The organism is Paracoccaceae bacterium Fryx2, assembly GCA_032334235.1.
Classification (GTDB): Bacteria; Pseudomonadota; Alphaproteobacteria; order Rhodobacterales; family Rhodobacteraceae; genus JAVSGI01.
The window spans coordinates 3252900-3267148 of sequence record JAVSGI010000005.1; the positions used below are offsets into that span (position 1 = coordinate 3252900).

General features: G+C 58.5%; 18 protein-coding genes and 3 pseudogenes. 6 read left to right on the top strand and 15 right to left on the bottom strand.

Annotated elements, in window-relative coordinates:
- Positions 1-109 precede the first annotated feature (109 nt).
- Both RNZ50_24945 and RNZ50_24950 read left to right on the top strand, forming a co-directional pair.
- A complete protein-coding gene (locus RNZ50_24945) occupies positions 110-505 on the top strand; it encodes a hypothetical protein (protein MDT8858215.1) in 396 nt (131 codons plus the stop codon).
- 17 nt (positions 506-522) lie between these two features.
- A complete protein-coding gene (locus RNZ50_24950) occupies positions 523-693 on the top strand; it encodes a hypothetical protein (GenBank protein MDT8858216.1) in 171 nt (56 codons plus the stop codon).
- 656 nt (positions 694-1349) lie between these two features.
- Here the strand turns inward: RNZ50_24950 and RNZ50_24955 are convergent.
- Positions 1350-1562 (bottom strand): annotated as a pseudogene (locus RNZ50_24955) (hypothetical protein).
- A 201-nt stretch (positions 1563-1763) separates the two neighbouring features.
- Between RNZ50_24955 and RNZ50_24960 the strand changes: the two are divergent.
- Positions 1764-2135: a S24 family peptidase gene (locus RNZ50_24960; protein MDT8858217.1), complete on the top strand. Its 372-nt coding sequence runs from the start codon at positions 1764-1766 to the stop codon at positions 2133-2135.
- Positions 2132-3409, top strand: a complete 1278-nt coding sequence (locus RNZ50_24965; GenBank protein ID MDT8858218.1) for a Y-family DNA polymerase — start codon at positions 2132-2134, stop codon at positions 3407-3409. Before RNZ50_24960 ends, RNZ50_24965 begins: the two co-directional genes overlap by 4 nt.
- Before the next feature lie 89 nt (positions 3410-3498).
- On the opposite strand, the gene RNZ50_24970 is transcribed toward RNZ50_24965, so the two are convergent.
- From RNZ50_24970 to RNZ50_25030, 13 genes and pseudogenes are all read right to left on the bottom strand, one after another.
- Positions 3499-4197 carry a hypothetical protein gene (locus RNZ50_24970; GenBank protein ID MDT8858219.1) on the bottom strand — a complete coding sequence of 233 codons (699 nt, stop codon included), beginning with the start codon at positions 4195-4197 and terminating at the stop codon, positions 3499-3501.
- On the bottom strand, positions 4194-4940 hold the full coding sequence (locus RNZ50_24975; protein ID MDT8858220.1) for a DNA methyltransferase: 747 nt from the start codon (positions 4938-4940) through the stop codon (positions 4194-4196). Before RNZ50_24975 ends, RNZ50_24970 begins: the two co-directional genes overlap by 4 nt.
- Positions 4933-5385, bottom strand: a pseudogene (locus RNZ50_24980) (DNA cytosine methyltransferase). The gene RNZ50_24975 and the pseudogene RNZ50_24980 overlap by 8 nt, the downstream one beginning before the upstream one ends.
- Positions 5386-5456: 71 nt before the next feature.
- Positions 5457-5738, bottom strand: coding sequence for a hypothetical protein (locus tag RNZ50_24985; GenBank protein ID MDT8858221.1), 282 nt, complete (start codon positions 5736-5738; stop codon positions 5457-5459).
- Positions 5738-5917 carry a hypothetical protein gene (locus RNZ50_24990; protein MDT8858222.1) on the bottom strand — a complete coding sequence of 60 codons (180 nt, stop codon included), beginning with the start codon at positions 5915-5917 and terminating at the stop codon, positions 5738-5740. The genes RNZ50_24985 and RNZ50_24990 overlap by 1 nt, the downstream gene beginning before the upstream one ends.
- An 826-nt stretch (positions 5918-6743) precedes the next feature.
- On the bottom strand, positions 6744-7688 hold the full coding sequence (locus RNZ50_24995; GenBank protein ID MDT8858223.1) for a helix-turn-helix domain-containing protein: 945 nt from the start codon (positions 7686-7688) through the stop codon (positions 6744-6746).
- A complete protein-coding gene (locus RNZ50_25000; GenBank protein ID MDT8858224.1) occupies positions 7685-7960 on the bottom strand; it encodes a hypothetical protein in 276 nt (91 codons plus the stop codon). The genes RNZ50_24995 and RNZ50_25000 overlap by 4 nt, the downstream gene beginning before the upstream one ends.
- Positions 7957-8373: a hypothetical protein gene (locus RNZ50_25005; protein ID MDT8858225.1), complete on the bottom strand. Its 417-nt coding sequence runs from the start codon at positions 8371-8373 to the stop codon at positions 7957-7959. The genes RNZ50_25000 and RNZ50_25005 overlap by 4 nt, the downstream gene beginning before the upstream one ends.
- Positions 8370-8750 carry a VRR-NUC domain-containing protein gene (locus tag RNZ50_25010; protein MDT8858226.1) on the bottom strand — a complete coding sequence of 127 codons (381 nt, stop codon included), beginning with the start codon at positions 8748-8750 and terminating at the stop codon, positions 8370-8372. Before RNZ50_25010 ends, RNZ50_25005 begins: the two co-directional genes overlap by 4 nt.
- Entirely contained in the window at positions 8747-9325 is a 579-nt protein-coding gene (locus RNZ50_25015; GenBank protein ID MDT8858227.1) for a hypothetical protein, read from the bottom strand. The genes RNZ50_25010 and RNZ50_25015 overlap by 4 nt, the downstream gene beginning before the upstream one ends.
- A 208-nt stretch (positions 9326-9533) precedes the next feature.
- Positions 9534-9809, bottom strand: coding sequence for a hypothetical protein (locus RNZ50_25020; protein MDT8858228.1), 276 nt, complete (start codon positions 9807-9809; stop codon positions 9534-9536).
- A 12-nt stretch (positions 9810-9821) separates the two neighbouring features.
- On the bottom strand, positions 9822-10172 hold the full coding sequence (locus tag RNZ50_25025; protein ID MDT8858229.1) for a hypothetical protein: 351 nt from the start codon (positions 10170-10172) through the stop codon (positions 9822-9824).
- The gene (locus RNZ50_25030; protein ID MDT8858230.1) at positions 10121-10306 is read right to left on the bottom strand and encodes a helix-turn-helix domain-containing protein; all 186 of its coding nucleotides are present in this window, start codon (positions 10304-10306) and stop codon (positions 10121-10123) included. The genes RNZ50_25025 and RNZ50_25030 overlap by 52 nt, the downstream gene beginning before the upstream one ends.
- A gap of 287 nt (positions 10307-10593) precedes the next feature.
- Between RNZ50_25030 and RNZ50_25035 the strand changes: the two are divergent.
- Positions 10594-11675: pseudogene (locus RNZ50_25035) on the top strand (IS1380 family transposase).
- 1005 nt (positions 11676-12680) lie between these two features.
- On the opposite strand, the gene RNZ50_25040 reads toward RNZ50_25035, so the two are convergent.
- Positions 12681-13646 (bottom strand): IS1380 family transposase, encoded by a 966-nt coding sequence (locus RNZ50_25040; protein MDT8858231.1) that lies wholly within the window; start codon positions 13644-13646, stop codon positions 12681-12683.
- On the opposite strand from RNZ50_25040, the gene RNZ50_25045 reads away from it, so the two are divergent.
- Positions 13633-14088, top strand: coding sequence for a hypothetical protein (locus RNZ50_25045; protein MDT8858232.1), 456 nt, complete (start codon positions 13633-13635; stop codon positions 14086-14088). The two genes, RNZ50_25040 and RNZ50_25045, sit on opposite strands and share 14 nt — an antisense overlap.
- The last annotated feature ends 161 nt before the right edge of the window (positions 14089-14249 follow it).

Sequence of the window (14249 nt, forward strand, 5' to 3'; positions counted from 1 at the left end):
GACGACGCTTGGATGGCAAATCACTTGATCTGCAGGCTTGATTAGGCAAGATTAACGTCAGGTGGCAGGAAACTTGGGAATGCCGGAGATAATATCTAGGAGCGCGACCATGTTTGGTAGAATGAAAAACCAATGGAAGGAAGCACGAGCGGATGTGGTGCGTAAAAGTGTTGAGGATATTCTCAAGCGTTATAACGGGTACGGCTGGTATGAACGCTACGAATTACTATCTGCTTTCGACTATACGAAGAGAGACTTGGAGGTAGAGCACGGTGCTATTTCAGAGTGGCGGCAAGAAACACAAAGCGCATTGGTTAAGCAGCTTTTTGGGGCAGCGAAAAAAGGTTTTGAATCTGCACCCTATGGAGCAAGTGGCATGGCATTGCTTAGTATGTACATCGACTCTCATACTATACCCGGGGAAAACGCTGCTCGACTTAGGAGTGAAATCGAAGCTTGGCATAGAGTAGCCGCGCAAACAGACCTTAAATCTCCAGATCCGTAGAATGAAGAGGAGCGACAATGTGGTATTTCATTGCAGGAGCAGTGCTTGGCGTGGTTTCTCTAATAGCTAAAAACCCGATTGCTTTTCTTCAGAGTAACCATCCCATACAAGGCACGGCCTTCGTAGCCGTTATTGGTGCTGCCATTTATGGAACAATATTTTGGATCATCGGAAATTGGGTTTTTTGAAATGAATGGCGGCTGACGAAGTAGCATGTTTTTGTCCTCTGAATGGCCGGTGTGCGCCGATCGCGCCATCGCACTCCGCATGACGACTGTGATTTTGCAAAGGTCACTACCTGCGCATTGCCGACGCTCTGGTAAGCCAGCGTTGCATCCGCAGCTAATTTCCGAAAAGTTCCCATTGCTGACGCTCGCTCCCTCCTCGGTGAGTCCAGATCGGAAGCAAACAGGTCCGATCCGATGTCAACGAAGACCAGATGAAGTAGAAGATCAGGTCTCTGGAGCATCAGAAAGCCATGGCCCAGGTTGAGGCGAAGCTTCTCGGATGATCGGATTCCTGTTTCCTCCCAACGGTTTGCGGCAGTTCCGTGCGACACGACGCCGACGTTGCGATATTGAAATCAGGCTAAAGTACTGAAATAACGTAGTTATTCTGGGTTCAGGGGTTACCCTCATAACCTGAAGGTCCTAGGTTCAAACCACATCCCTCCAAGCAAAGAAGAAGCCTGTTCCGGCCAAGTAGCTTGGGCAGAATGATGCAAGTATCTGTTTTTGAAAAGTAATATTATCATTGTGACCTGTCCAACGATCGACCTTCGATCATAACGAGTTTCCTTGGGTTTGGTGGGCTGAGCTGTGGTGGATAAAATGACCATGTGTGTGGCGTGTTCGCCCTCGCTAAAGACACTGTTTGTGATCTCACGCAAAAAGCTGAAATAGTGGTTCAGGGTGCCAACATTGCCCCAGTCGATCTTGTCGGGATTTGTCTCGAAATGATCATCGCTGAGGGCTTTCAGGCGAGCCAGCATTGCGTCGATCTCGCATTTGGTGGCGAGAAATGCGTTGAGGACTTTGCCGTTATCGGCGGCGGCCAATGGGGCATTGGCGTGGCTCCCAGTCTGTGTTGCATCGTTTTTGTATGACAATGATCGCTCTGATAGAATCGCTTGGATTGACACCGCAATCTGATAGGGATGTTCGAAAGCAGAACATATCAAGAACAGTGTGGTCCTATGCCAGTTCATCGAATCGAGAATCCAGTCCGTCTGCCTGGCGCGCCTCAACGGCTCGCGCTGATGACGGCGAGCGCAGGGTTTCCTTCGCCTGCAGCGGACGATCTTGAGGAGGAGATTGACCCGATCAGTTGGGTTGTGCGCCATCCGACGTCCACTTTCTGGTGGCGGGTAGAGGGAGATTGTTTATGGGATGCGGGTATTCGGGACGGAGATTTGATTGCTGTGGACCGGGCGGGTAAGCGCCGGGTCGGCCGAGCAGTTCTGGCTGTGGTCGAGGGGGCTGTGACCGCAAAGATCCTGCGCAGGGCCGCCAACCGCTATTATCTGTCCAGCGCCAACGCCAAAGAGCAGTTCCCGGACATAGAGCTTACCGCAGACAGCGAAATCTGGGGAGTGATCGCGGGCGTTGTTCGGCGTTACCCCATCGAATGACCCGGCCTATCGCAATTTCGGACAGCGCCAACTTCTACGTCAGCGCGGAACGGATCTTTGACCCCTCTCTCAAGAACGTCCCCGTGATCGTCCTGTCCAACAACGACGGCTGCGCTGTCGCCCGCTCGGACGAGGCAAAATCGCTCGGGATCAAAATGGGGGCCCCTTTGCATTTGATCCGGGACAAGATCGCAGCGCATGGGATTCGGGTGTTTTCGTCCAATTACACCCTGTACGGCGACATCTCGCGCCGGGTGGTTGAGGTCTATGAGACCTTCTCTCCGGTGGTGGAAGTGTACTCGATCGACGAGAGCTTTCTTGACTTTGGTGGTATCCGGGACCGGGATGCGCACGCACAAGCCATGCGGGCGCAAGTCCTGTTGCAGGTCGGCGTGCCGGTCCGCGTCGGGATAGGCCCAACAAAGACCCTTGCGAAATGCGCCAATGAGGTGGCCAAACGCAACCCGATCTTCAAGAGCGTGCTGGACATGATGGACCGGCACATGGCGGATTGGGTATTACCGCGCGTCCCGGTGGGGGACATCTGGGGGGTCGGCGGTAAGACAAAGGCCAAGCTTGCCCTGCTTGGCGTTCACACGGCGGCAGATTTGCGGGATTTGCCCGCTCGCCAAGCGCGCTCCCTGGGGTCCGTGGTTCTGGAGCGGACGGTTCGGGAGCTGCAAGGAGAGCCTTGCCTCGCACTGGACGAGGCACCGCCGCCGCGCAAGGGGATGGCGGTCACACGCTCCGCCGGCGCGCCGATGCGGGATATAGAGACGGTTATGAGCGCGCTGGCCGCGCACGCAACCCGCGCCGCTGAAAAGCTGCGCCAGCACGGGCTGGTTGCTGGTTCCATCACGGTGTTTTTCTACACCAGCCGGTTCAGCACCGGCAAGCCGCAGCATGCCGCGTCCAGAACGGTGACCCTCACCCCGATGACGTCTGATGCAATGGACCTTGTGCGAGTGGTTCGGGCCTGCGTGGAGGCGGCCTGGCCGAAACAGGGCGGACCCTACGCCTTCGCGAAGTCCGGCGTGATGCTGGATGATCTGGTGGCCGAGGCGGACCGGCCCCGCACCCTGTTTGACGTGATCGACGTGTCCACTGAGCGGCAGCGTGCGGTGATGCAGGCGCTGGATGCGGTCAATGCCCGGTTCGGCAAAAAGACGATGGTGCTCGCCTCCGAAGGTATGGATCGCCCTTGGGCGATGCGGTCTGCACACCGTAGCCCACGCTATACGACGCGTATTTCTGACTTGCCGGTAGTGCGGTGAAAATAGTAAAAGCAGGGTGCTGATAGTGCTTTTATTACATTTCCACATGATTGGCGTCAGTAAGCTGCCGCATTTTGCGTGTTAAGTTTTTATGATGGATCAAGGGTTGTCATTTTGGGCTGTCTCACGTGCTTTGATGTCCAAGGCCGTACCTTTGGCATTGCCGCCCCCACAAGCGTCTCCCGCAGCATCCCGCCTGCCACCAGCCCATCCCGCACCCAATCCAGCGCTTGCCACCAATCCTCATACCCGCGACGAGCGGAGGTGATCTGCTCCGGATGAGGCCGCCAGGTGACCGGACAGGCGCGCACTTCGATTGTCCGCCATTTGCCACTGACCATCACCCTTTCCGTTCCGACAGCGACGCTGACGGCACGATCTCCATGGCGGTTGCGTTTGATGTCGACGGGCACGCAGTGCGGCACAGCGCCGGGCATCCAGTTGGGCGTGATTCCGGCTTGGGCCATTTCTGCCAAGCTGATTGCCATCCGGATGCCGCCGAGGCTGTCAGGCATTCCCGCGACGGTGGCGGCGATCACCTCTGCGTCGGCATGGGTGTAACTGCCCATCTTGTGCTGCCCGCCGTCGACCTTGCAGCCCAGCGCTCCGCGTTGCAGCAAGACATATTCCAGCCCAAAGCCAAAGCCTTCATCTGAGGTATTCTTTGGCACCGGCAACTCCAGCTGTGCCCTTTCCACCCGAAACGCCCATTCCAGCGCCGCTTGTACGCCAAGCGGGCGTTTCAACTTTGTGCCGCCGATCCGGCCGATCCGTCCCTGCATGCTCATGGCTGCAATTCTTCAAAAAGGATCATCTGCGCTGGGCTTTTCGGTCCTTCGCTTGGTCGCCAGATCCACGGGCCCAAGGCCATGGGCAGCTGCGAGAGTGCGCCACGCATGCGCTGCTGCCAGAGGGTGAACTCCGTTGCCGAGCAATCGCAGAGCGCGTGCCCGATAGGCCATCCCATCAGCCATCCGACGAAGAGCGGGTTCAGCCGCCGCCGCGCCCGGGCTTTGAGGATCCGCCGCGAGACGACCCGCCCATGCGAGGCAATCATTGAAGCCCACAGCGGGCGCGAGATCGGGGCGTGCAGCGAGGACCGCCGCCCATCCGGCATGATCACTGGGGCAGGGGGGATGAAACCCTGTTCGGCCCGGTAGTGCAGGATATCCATCCGGGACTTGCCATCCGCCCGCGTGATGCTGGCTTTGCTCGATCCCTTCCAGTTCTGCGCGGCTGGTGTTGGCCACTGGATCGCTTGTGCGCTGAGCTTCGACTCGCCCCTGCTGTTGATCTTGCCACGCAGCCGGTCGACTTGATCGTCCGCCACTGGCGTTTGCCACTGCGCCGCCTGTGCAGGCAGGGGTGGTGCTCCGCCCGAGCCATAACTCTGACCTGGACCACCCTTCGCGCCGTCCGTGGCTTTCGGCGTCGACCAATTTGTGATGCCCAGCGCCAGCGCTTCCGCTTTGCGGGTAAAATCGCTGTTCCCCGCCGGGTTGTAACTCGCCGTGCCCGGATGCAGGCTCATCGGTGTGGGCCAGGATGAAGATCCGTAACCGCTGGTGCGGCGCGCCGACTTCAGCCGCGCTGAACAGGCCTGCCGCAGGCGTGTAGCCCATGCTCCAAAGGTCTCGCAGGACGGTTTCAAGGCCGAGACTGACGTGACCTGCGACGTTCTCAACAAAGACCCATTCAGGTTGGCACTCGCCAATGACGCGGGCGACATCGGGCCAGAGGTGGCGGGGATCATCGGCGCCGCCGCGTTTACCAGCCGCGCTGAACGGCTGGCAGGGATATCCGGCGAGAACCGTATCGAATGCACCGCAGAAAGGCCGGGCGTCAAAGCTGCGCAGGTCGTCCCAGATTGGCGCGGGGGCAAAATATCCAGCGCGCTGGGCGGCAATGAGGACAGTTCGGGGCCAGTCTTCCCATTCGACAAAGGCGTGGGTGTGATAACCGGGCTCGGCGAGCATGAGGCCCAGATCAAGGCCACCGCCGCCTGCGCAGAGGGATAATCCATGCCGGGGACGTGACACCAAGCCATTCACAGCCCCTTTCGCAGCAGAGGTTGCTCGCGAATGACCAGATCGCCCAGCAGCATCACGTCGCCTATTGCGGCTCTCCCAGCGGGATTGCTCCGGCCGGATGGTTGCACCGGGTGCAGCGGGCAGGGCGATTGTTGAACTTTCGGGGAGCTCGCGAGAGATTGCCCACCATAGCGCGCGGGTAGATTTTCCAGCGTGCGCGCCGGACCGTAGCCCCAAATATTCAGATGATCTTGATTGTGGGGCGCGCGGCCTTCGATCTGCGTCATCTTGACCAGCATCAAAGCGTAAACTCAGGTTCGAGGGCACCGATGGACTTCAATCGATCCACGATTGGCTTCAGATCGGCGGCGACCTTGTCCATGTCCAGCGAGGAGAGTGATCTTAAAAGTTCGGCTGAATCCCATGGGGAAAACAGCAAGCTTTTGATTTCATCCGACGGCATCATCTCGATTGGCAAGGGCTACTCCAAAGAAAGATCGCCGATGCCTTTGAAGCAACGGGCTGTGATGTGAGGCTAGCAGTGGCCTGACGGGAAGATTTAAAGCTGGTGGCAACCCAGAAATGCAAAGGTGGCACTCCACCCCGGAAACCCAGACAAGCTGTGATCGTTTGAGACCTGGCGCTCTAAAGCCCGCTCCATGCGTTGTTGGCCACTGGGAAAAGAGAGCCAAGGTCTTGGGCTGGGGACAAAAGAGGCCACGATGATCACCTGTCGTTCGATACCCTAAAACTAGACCGAAACGGGGAGTTCTGTCGCGCTCAATGTTCGACGTTTTGCGCCGTCATAACAACGTCTTGACCACGCTTTCGCGCGGTTTCGCAACGGCTTCATCCGTGGCATTTTGTCCTGCAAGAAAACGAATCACTTATTTCACGTTTATATTCAGTTGGTTAACTGTGTTTTGCACTGCTGCCACACAACGCCTCCAAGCCTTCTGCTGAACGCAGCCTGCTTGGAGGCGGATCTGCCGCCAGCGTGCGACGTGACAGTCCGCGCAAAGCCCGCGCGCAGCCAAGCAATGCGCGCATCCTCTGGGGCAACGAAGCGAAGCCAATCGGCGCAGCCCTTCATCCCTAGGATTTCGTCAGGGCTCGGGATCACACGCAGGGGCGTCTCATGGTTGCCGCAGGTGTGCTTGGCGTCGTGCATGCACCCCGGCCAGGACTGACCCGCAGCCCTTTGGCCCCGATCCCGGTGGGTTTGGTAGGCGGCGCAGCGTGCGCGCTGTTTCCTCCATGCGGTCCTTGATGGTGCGTAGGGTAAATTCCATTTGTTGCATTTTTCAGTAAACGCCCAGCTCGCGTAGCCGTTCACGCGTAACCAGCTTTAACCCAATGAGTGCGTCGCGTTTGACATTGCTGACCGCGCTTGATGGCACGGGCTGCCCAGAGTTGATCCAATCTGCCAGCTGCCTGAGAGCCGCTTCGGGATCGGGTGGAACAGCTGCAGGCGCCGTCTTGCCATTCTCAGCAATTCTCGCCGTCTCCGCTTGGCGCAGGCGTTTGGTTTTTGCGCTTCGCAAGGCATCGCGAAAGTACGTCCAACTCGTGATGCGCTGGTCCATCGGCCTTGGCACTTCGGTCCTTGCAACCAACAAAGGGATCACGTCCGCATCGAGGTCGTAACCTTCGCGTTTCCAGATCGCCAAGAGCTCGTGATTGGATGCCAGTGCGGCAGCATCGACCGCATGCGAGTTGACAGCCTCCAAGCATCGGTCAAGCCAGGGCTCGCGGGTGCCACGCGCGCCAGTAGTAGTTATTGAGGGTTCTAGTGACGGTTCAAGGGGGGCACCACGTGCCGGGGGGTCCGGCACCACGTGCCGGTTGAGACCCGGCACCACATGCCGGTTGAGACCCGGCACCACGTGCCGGGTGATAGTCGAAGGCGTATCGTCAGGCACAACATCTAGTAGAGCCAAGATCGGGTGTTCGTCCGCTGAAAGGGGGATTTTACGTTCTGAAAAACCGACGAGAAGCACCGCGTCCGATCTCCGGGAGCCATTTTTTCGGCGCCTTTGAATGCGCTTTATCCAGCCTTCGGCTTCAAGTGATTTGAGGCTTTCGCGCAGTTTTCTTTCCGAGCATGCGCATGCAGCGATTAGCGTGGATTGTGACGGCCAGCAGACGCCATATTCGTCGGCGTAATTTCCTAAAGTGACCAGAATGAACTTCTTGATCGGATCCGCGACGCTTGCTTGGAACGCCCATGTTATCGCTTGCACACTCATGGCAAACGCCAAATAAACGAGAATGATCGGCCATATTTGACGACGTTTAACGGGCCAATTGGCAGCTTCTTAAGTTTCCGGCATTCGGGAACTGATTCAGCTTCGCCAGCAGCAAATCCATGGTGCGCGGTACATCGGTGCCCGCTGATTTCAAAGTGTGATCCACAAGGGCAATCTGACAAGGCGAACAGGAGCCTGAATTCTTCATGGAAAAGAAATCTGCCCAGATGAACCAAAATGCTCATTCCAGCTGATGTTTTGTGGTCAATCATCGTGTTCGCCTCTCTTTTTGGGACGAAGTGGCGTTGGCATAAGTGGGCGAGAGGCTTTGAGGCGTGGAGATGCGCGGAAATTCATGGAAATTTTTTGCCGTGCCACTCAACCAGTTTAAAAAATCGGAATGGGCCAAATAGTTGCGGGGGCTGCGCACAAGGCCATTTCTGTGTCTGGTCCAGTAAGTTGACGGTAAGCAGCAAGAAGCATGCTGTTGCGCGTGCTGGGCGGAGCGGGCAGGCTGCACCGCGTTCATGTCTTTGGATTCGAGCCCTTGCGCGACAGCCGACCGCGCTACCCCAAGACTTCGCGCGGCCTCGTTGTGTGCTATACTGGCATCCAAATCCGTGTAGAGCACATCCGTCGTGACCTTGCGCCGCGTTTGGTGCGCCTTGATGAATGCTGCGATCATGGCGTCCCTGCGATCCGTGTAGAAACGCCGTAATGGCGTAAAGCCACCAAGGCATCGTCCACCGAGCGGACGAGAGCCCAGCCAAATCCCAGCTTGATAACGTCGTCGCGGAAAGCCTCCTGTGCCGGGCGCAGCCGACCCGAAGAGCTCTTTACCTCAAGAAACACCACTTGGCCCTGTGCGAGCACCACCAAATCAGCGAAGCCGGGATGCACGCCCATGCCCACGAGGATGGCTTGGCGCATGTGCCCAGCGCGCCCGCCCGAGGCAATCTCGTTGACCGCGTGGTGAACGATTGAGCCCTTCGGCAGCACCGCCCGCAAGAAGCTCACGATGGCCCTCTGAATGTCTGCCTCCGGCGTGCCGCGCTTTTTCACCAAACGCCCCCATTACCGAGGCCGGGGATCAGCGCGTCAATGCCTTGCCGAACGCAGGTGAACTGGATTGCCACCACTTCAGGATTGTCCGCCCAGCGCTCACTGGGTTTGTCGTGCTGTTCGTCCCATAGAAATGAAAACGCGCGACGCGGGTCTCCTCCCGCCGCCTCAAGGTGCTGTGTGGCACCGACGCATTCATCGTCGCACTGGCGATCATCGATGTGCTGCAGCCGCTCTTCATGGACCTGGACCACACGTAGCGTCAGGCGTGAGAGTTCTCGCGGCATGAAACTCGGTATGCGTGGGCCCGGCAGCGGCTTGGCCAGACGCTTTGGCCATGGCAACTCTCGCTCGAGCGCATCTGCACCATAGGAAAATACCAGCCGCCCTGGTGTGACTTTGGCTCCAGTAATATGGATTGCTTCACGCACCCACAGAAGGTCGCCAGGCCGCAGGCGCGCGAGTGAGGGCGAAGCCAGCCTGCGCGTCGTGGTCTTGCATCGATCCTGCAGCGCGAGGACCATCGGTCCAGAAAACATGATTGGAAGGATGCGTGATGGTTCAGGATGCATCATGGCTTATTCCCCGATGTTCGTTGCCGGATGGCGCGCGCGGTAGATGAGGCGCGGGCAATCTGTCCGGTCGCAGAACGGACACCAGGTCCGATGCCCGGACCCATCTGGCGTTATCAGCTGATGGCAATCCGCGCAGCGCTGGTCGATCGGTGCCTGCGGCGCTTCATTCGATCCGCCGACTGAGTTGAAACCGTCGTCCTCGACATTCTCATATTTTGGCATTGTGATCACTCCAACTCAGCTGTGCGCGAGAGCCGGGTCGGCGATCCGTTTCCACCGCCGCAGCGGTGGCGATTTGAGAAAAATGAGCGTGACGTTGGTATTCTGCCTTGAACGGCAGTTTGATCGTCAGACCACCATTGCCGCTGGTGCGCCGGACCGTATCCAATAATTCACTGAACTGCTCGTTGGCGTTGCTGTTAGGCTCACCGCAATTAAATCGCCGTAAAAATTTAACAAAGGAAAGTTCGTCTTTGGCGGCCATGTTGGTCTCCGATCAACCGGGGGTGAAAAGCAGGAAAATGTAGAGGATGCCAAAAAGGATGGCTGCGCCGATCAGGTCGCCCGCGATGGCCATTCCGCGCTGGATGCGTCCCTTGCGATTGATGTCTGCGACAGCATCCTGAACGATGGTGGCGTGCAGTGCTTTCGCGCGCTCGCGGTCCATCCTGTCGCCATAGGTTTGCAAGTGCTCGCAGGCATCCAGCACAGATGCCGCGTCTTGATGATCTGGATGAGCAATGATTTGCCGCGCGTTGGCAGTATCAATAGTTGGGAGCCGAATTGGTGGGGCGCTCATTTGCGGCGACTCGATCTGGCGTGCAGGTGCTCTTGCTGGCGTAGCCATTCCTGTACTGCAGTGCGCCGATAAAGAACCTTTCTGCCTATCCGGATGCAGGGAGGGCCGTTCCGCCGTGTTTCCCAGCGCGCCAGCGTGTCAATCGAAAGGTCCAGATCGGCTGCAAGTTCCGATCTGGTCATCCACTCGTCCAACACCCCAGGCTTATGCTGATCTGGTAATTCTTTAATTTGTTCCAATTTTTACCCTCTGTGCTTCCGCCCGATTGCGGCTGTGATTGAGGGCCACCAAACACCATCAACAGGCGATGCGACGAGGCGCGGAAATGTGTGGAAATGCGTGGAAATGCGTGGAAAAAAAGCGCACACATCTGAACCCGCATTCCCCAAGTAAATCTATGATTTCGCTGTCCTGAACTCGTTACTTCCCATATAAATCATAGTGTTGATGGCCAAGAGGGGCGTGTTTTATGGATCACCCAGAGGGTGCGGGTTCGGATCGAGGTCATCGGGTCGATTTCGACCGCCGCGTGCGGCTGGAGTTCCGGGGTGCGCAGATCAGTTCGGACGGCGGTTTGCTGGTGATGCGCGAGCTCGATGACGCGCTCGGGCTGTCGGGCCTTGCGTCAGAGGCGCTACGCGATAACCGCACCGGCAAGACACCGTCCATCGGCTCGACGGGCTGTTCCGGCATTCAGTGTTCGAACGGCTGGCCGGATACGAGGACGTCAACGATGCCGACCGTCTCGCGCTCGATCCCGTGATGCGTCAGGTTGTCGGTGGCCGGGCTGTCGATGCGCAAGCGGCCTCAGCAACGCAGATGGGGCGATTTGAGACCGAGACCTTGGCCTCGCCCACGAACCGGGCGGCGCTGGCAGACCTGAACGGCCAATGGATCGACCGCTTCCACGACAGCAACGGGCTGAAGTATATCGTGCTGGACATGGACAGCTCGGTCGGCCCCACCCATGGCGATCAGGAAGGGTCCGCCTGGAACGGGCATTTTGACTGCACCTGTTAACACCCGAATTTCCTGTTCAACCAGTTCGGCATGCTGGAACGTTGTGCCCTGCGTAATGGCAACGTCCACAGTGTTGACGGCTGGCGAGATGTGCTCGATCCTGTCATCGCCCGATATGCCAAGCGCGACCTCATGCGCTTCTTCCGTGCCGACGCCGCCTATGCGATCCCGGCGATCTACGCGCGGCTGGAAGAAGCGGGCTATTTCTATGCCATCCGGCTGCCCACGAACACGGTGCTCAAGGAAAAAATCGCGCACCGGTTGACGCGACCGGCAGGGCGGCCGTCGCTGACCACGGTCAAACGCTTTTACGAGGACTTCGAGTATCAGGCGGCGTCCTGGGACAAGCCGCGCCGCGTCATAGCGAAGATCGAATGGCACCCGGGCGAGCTGTTCCCCAAAGTCGGCTTCATCGTCACCAACCTGCCGATGGAGCCCGATTGGGTCGTGCGGTTCTATAACCAGCGCGGCACCGCAGAGCAGCACATCAAGGAAGGCAAGTATGCCTTTCGCTGGACGCGGCTGTCATGTCATGTTCCTTGCTACATCAGCCGCGCTTTGTCAGATGCCTTGAAAAACAATTGAAAAATATGCCACATCATGCAAGAACGAAGAAAAACTAACACAATAGGACAAGAACAATATGAGGCTAAGTTTAGTATTTGCAGCGTTTTTGCTGGTTGGTTGTGGTGAAGCTGATGCAGCAGTGACGCAGGTTGGTTACTTCAAATCATCAGTAAATGATAGAATTTTCACGGCACGCCTTTCCAGCGATGCAAGCGAGGAAGATGCGCGCATATTTGGCGAAAGCCGACGGCATACCGCAGGCCAGATGACCGCAGTCTACATATACGAAAACGAAGCAGTGATACCCGCTGACGGCGTGACTCTTGCGAATTCTGTTTCCGAAGTGAACGATGTCTTAGAGCTTCCAAATCTCAGTTCGTGGAGGTTCGTGTATATGAGATATCGGAACGGAAATTTTGAGTTTGTTGATTGCGAATCTACCACTTCAGTTCTTTGTCGCTAAACTGCATGTAAGCCTTTAAGGCTTTGATTCAGCATATCGGTTTCCTGCGGTATCAACAGGCTGAGGGAATAAAGATGGGTAAGTTTAGGGCTTGCCGGGGCCAAAGTTGCTATCTGTATTGCGTCCGCTTTTACGGGTCATATCGCCTCCTGTTCATCCGCCAAAGCCACCAGCGCTTCGAGGTCAGCATCGTAAAGGCCACGCGGAAATGTGCCTTGTGCCTTTGCCGCATGATGCGCGCGGCCAAATCAGGGGCAAGCCCTTTTATCCCCGCTTATTCATCGAATCCCCTTTTCGGCGTCCCTCGGGGCCGTTTTGTGGCTTTGGGGCCGGTGCGCTGCGTGCGATGAGCGGCGGCGGCGGGCATTACTGTGGCCAAAGCCCTCGGGGAGGCGGCCGTTCGGGGAGGGCGGCTCTCGTGAGGGGCTGTCCGGCGTTTGCGGCGCATGACGACGCCTCGCCCATGGGCGTTTCGCGTCTGTCGGATGCGGTTTTCTGGCCGGGCGCTACGGGTCGGCCCAGTGCAGCGCCAGTATTCCTGGCCAGAGAGCCTGCCAAAACGGTGCTGCGGCCGAAGAGATCGCCAGCGTCATGCGGCGCCCCGAGATCGTCAGCCGTGCCCCCGCCCGGAGCACCCGCTCACGCAGACGGCGTAGGCTCCAGCCCGTGCCGGTCGCCTTGGCCAGGACGCGGCGGGCGATGTGCATGACCTGGTAGACGAGGCAGGCGATAAGCAGCCTCACCTCGTTGCAGGAGAAGGCATCCACCGCAGGCGTCTTCGACTTCAGCGGCTTGCCGCGCCTGTGCGATTTCGCCCGGTTGGTCGAGGACAGCGCCGGCGCCAGCACGTCCTTTAACTCGCCCATGTGGCCCTCGGCCTTGCCCCGTTCGCGGTAATGCGCCAGCACCTCATGGCATAGCTTTACCGTCCAGCTGAGCGAGGTCACGAGGAAGAAACGGTCGAGCAGCAGATCGCCTTCGCGTTCCTTCACCACCAGGACCACCCGGCGCGGCTTGCCCCACGCCTCGGCCTGATAGCGCAATTCGTAAAGCCACACGCGCGGTTCCGCAGGCCGTCGCCCTGGCGGCCGTTTCATGCAAGGCTCAGCCAATCGGTCGAGCACGGCGTTGGCCCGCAGCCGCGAGACGTAGTCGATACCGCGCGCCTCAAGTCCGGCCAGAAGCGTGGTCGAAGGAAAACCCGCATCGATGTGCACCATCGCGACGTCGCACAGGCTCTTCTGCGCGCGGTCCACAACGTCGAGGATGACATCGAGCGCGCCGTCGGCGGTGCCAACATTGCCCGCCCGCAGACGGGCATCCAGCATGTCGCCGGTCTCGGCAATCGAGATGATCAGCGGATGGTAGATGCGGGCGTTGTAATGGCCGTTCCACTCCGCCTTCGGCTGGTGGCCGTGCACTTCGATCGGGGCGCTGTCGACGTCCAGAGTGATGCACTTGGCGCATGCCACCCCGCTCGGCCCGGATGCCGCGCTCGGCCATTTCCAGGACCGCTTCGCGCAGCACCTTCAGGTTGGCAGGTTCCGCCATCAATGCCGTAAACCGCGACAAGGTCGGCTGGGATGCCAGCCAGCCTCCGTGGGCAAGCGGCGTCAGTCCCGCCGAGGAACTTGCCGCAAGTCGCAACGCTGGATCGTGGCGCAGCGCATCCGCATCGTCATGGTCGCGCCACCCTTGCGCGACCAGCAGCAGGCTAGTGCGGATCAGAGAGGCGAGATCATGCGTGACGTCGACCTGGCTGCGCGGATCCTGCAGGTGCGCCGTCATCCAAGCCACGATGCCGCTCCGTTCCAGTATCTCGCGCAACAGCACCGCGCCGGGGTCGCCAGTCAGCCGGTCGGCGCGGCTTTCGATGCAAAGAGAGCGGTTGAACGTCGGGTTGACAGTCTGTAACGTTTCACCCATGGTCGCGTCCGATGCTGCTGCAGGTTTCTGTCTAGAACCTTGAATCTACAGCATTTTCAGGCGCACGCTACCAATATCGCCGATTTCCATGAATAAGGCGGGATGAGAATGGCCGACATCAGGAAACGTGCGCACCGGCTACTCCTTGA

Coding starts and splice junctions, on each gene's coding strand:
- RNZ50_24965 (MDT8858218.1), top strand. CDS start 2,132: ATGACCCGGCCTATCGCAATTTCGGACAGCGCCAACTTCTACGTCAGC.
- RNZ50_25005 (MDT8858225.1), bottom strand. CDS start 8,373: ATGATCGCAGCATTCATCAAGGCGCACCAAACGCGGCGCAAGGTCACG.
- RNZ50_24950 (MDT8858216.1), top strand. CDS start 523: ATGTGGTATTTCATTGCAGGAGCAGTGCTTGGCGTGGTTTCTCTAATA.
- RNZ50_24945 (MDT8858215.1), top strand. CDS start 110: ATGTTTGGTAGAATGAAAAACCAATGGAAGGAAGCACGAGCGGATGTG.
- RNZ50_24970 (MDT8858219.1), bottom strand. CDS start 4,197: ATGAGCATGCAGGGACGGATCGGCCGGATCGGCGGCACAAAGTTGAAA.
- RNZ50_25000 (MDT8858224.1), bottom strand. CDS start 7,960: ATGATTGACCACAAAACATCAGCTGGAATGAGCATTTTGGTTCATCTG.
- RNZ50_25030 (MDT8858230.1), bottom strand. CDS start 10,306: ATGACCAGATCGGAACTTGCAGCCGATCTGGACCTTTCGATTGACACG.
- RNZ50_24985 (MDT8858221.1), bottom strand. CDS start 5,738: ATGCTGGTCAAGATGACGCAGATCGAAGGCCGCGCGCCCCACAATCAA.
- RNZ50_25020 (MDT8858228.1), bottom strand. CDS start 9,809: ATGGCCGCCAAAGACGAACTTTCCTTTGTTAAATTTTTACGGCGATTT.
- RNZ50_25025 (MDT8858229.1), bottom strand. CDS start 10,172: ATGGCTACGCCAGCAAGAGCACCTGCACGCCAGATCGAGTCGCCGCAA.
- RNZ50_24975 (MDT8858220.1), bottom strand. CDS start 4,940: ATGAGCCTGCATCCGGGCACGGCGAGTTACAACCCGGCGGGGAACAGC.
- RNZ50_24960 (MDT8858217.1), top strand. CDS start 1,764: ATGACGGCGAGCGCAGGGTTTCCTTCGCCTGCAGCGGACGATCTTGAG.
- RNZ50_24995 (MDT8858223.1), bottom strand. CDS start 7,688: ATGAGTGTGCAAGCGATAACATGGGCGTTCCAAGCAAGCGTCGCGGAT.
- RNZ50_25015 (MDT8858227.1), bottom strand. CDS start 9,325: ATGATGCATCCTGAACCATCACGCATCCTTCCAATCATGTTTTCTGGA.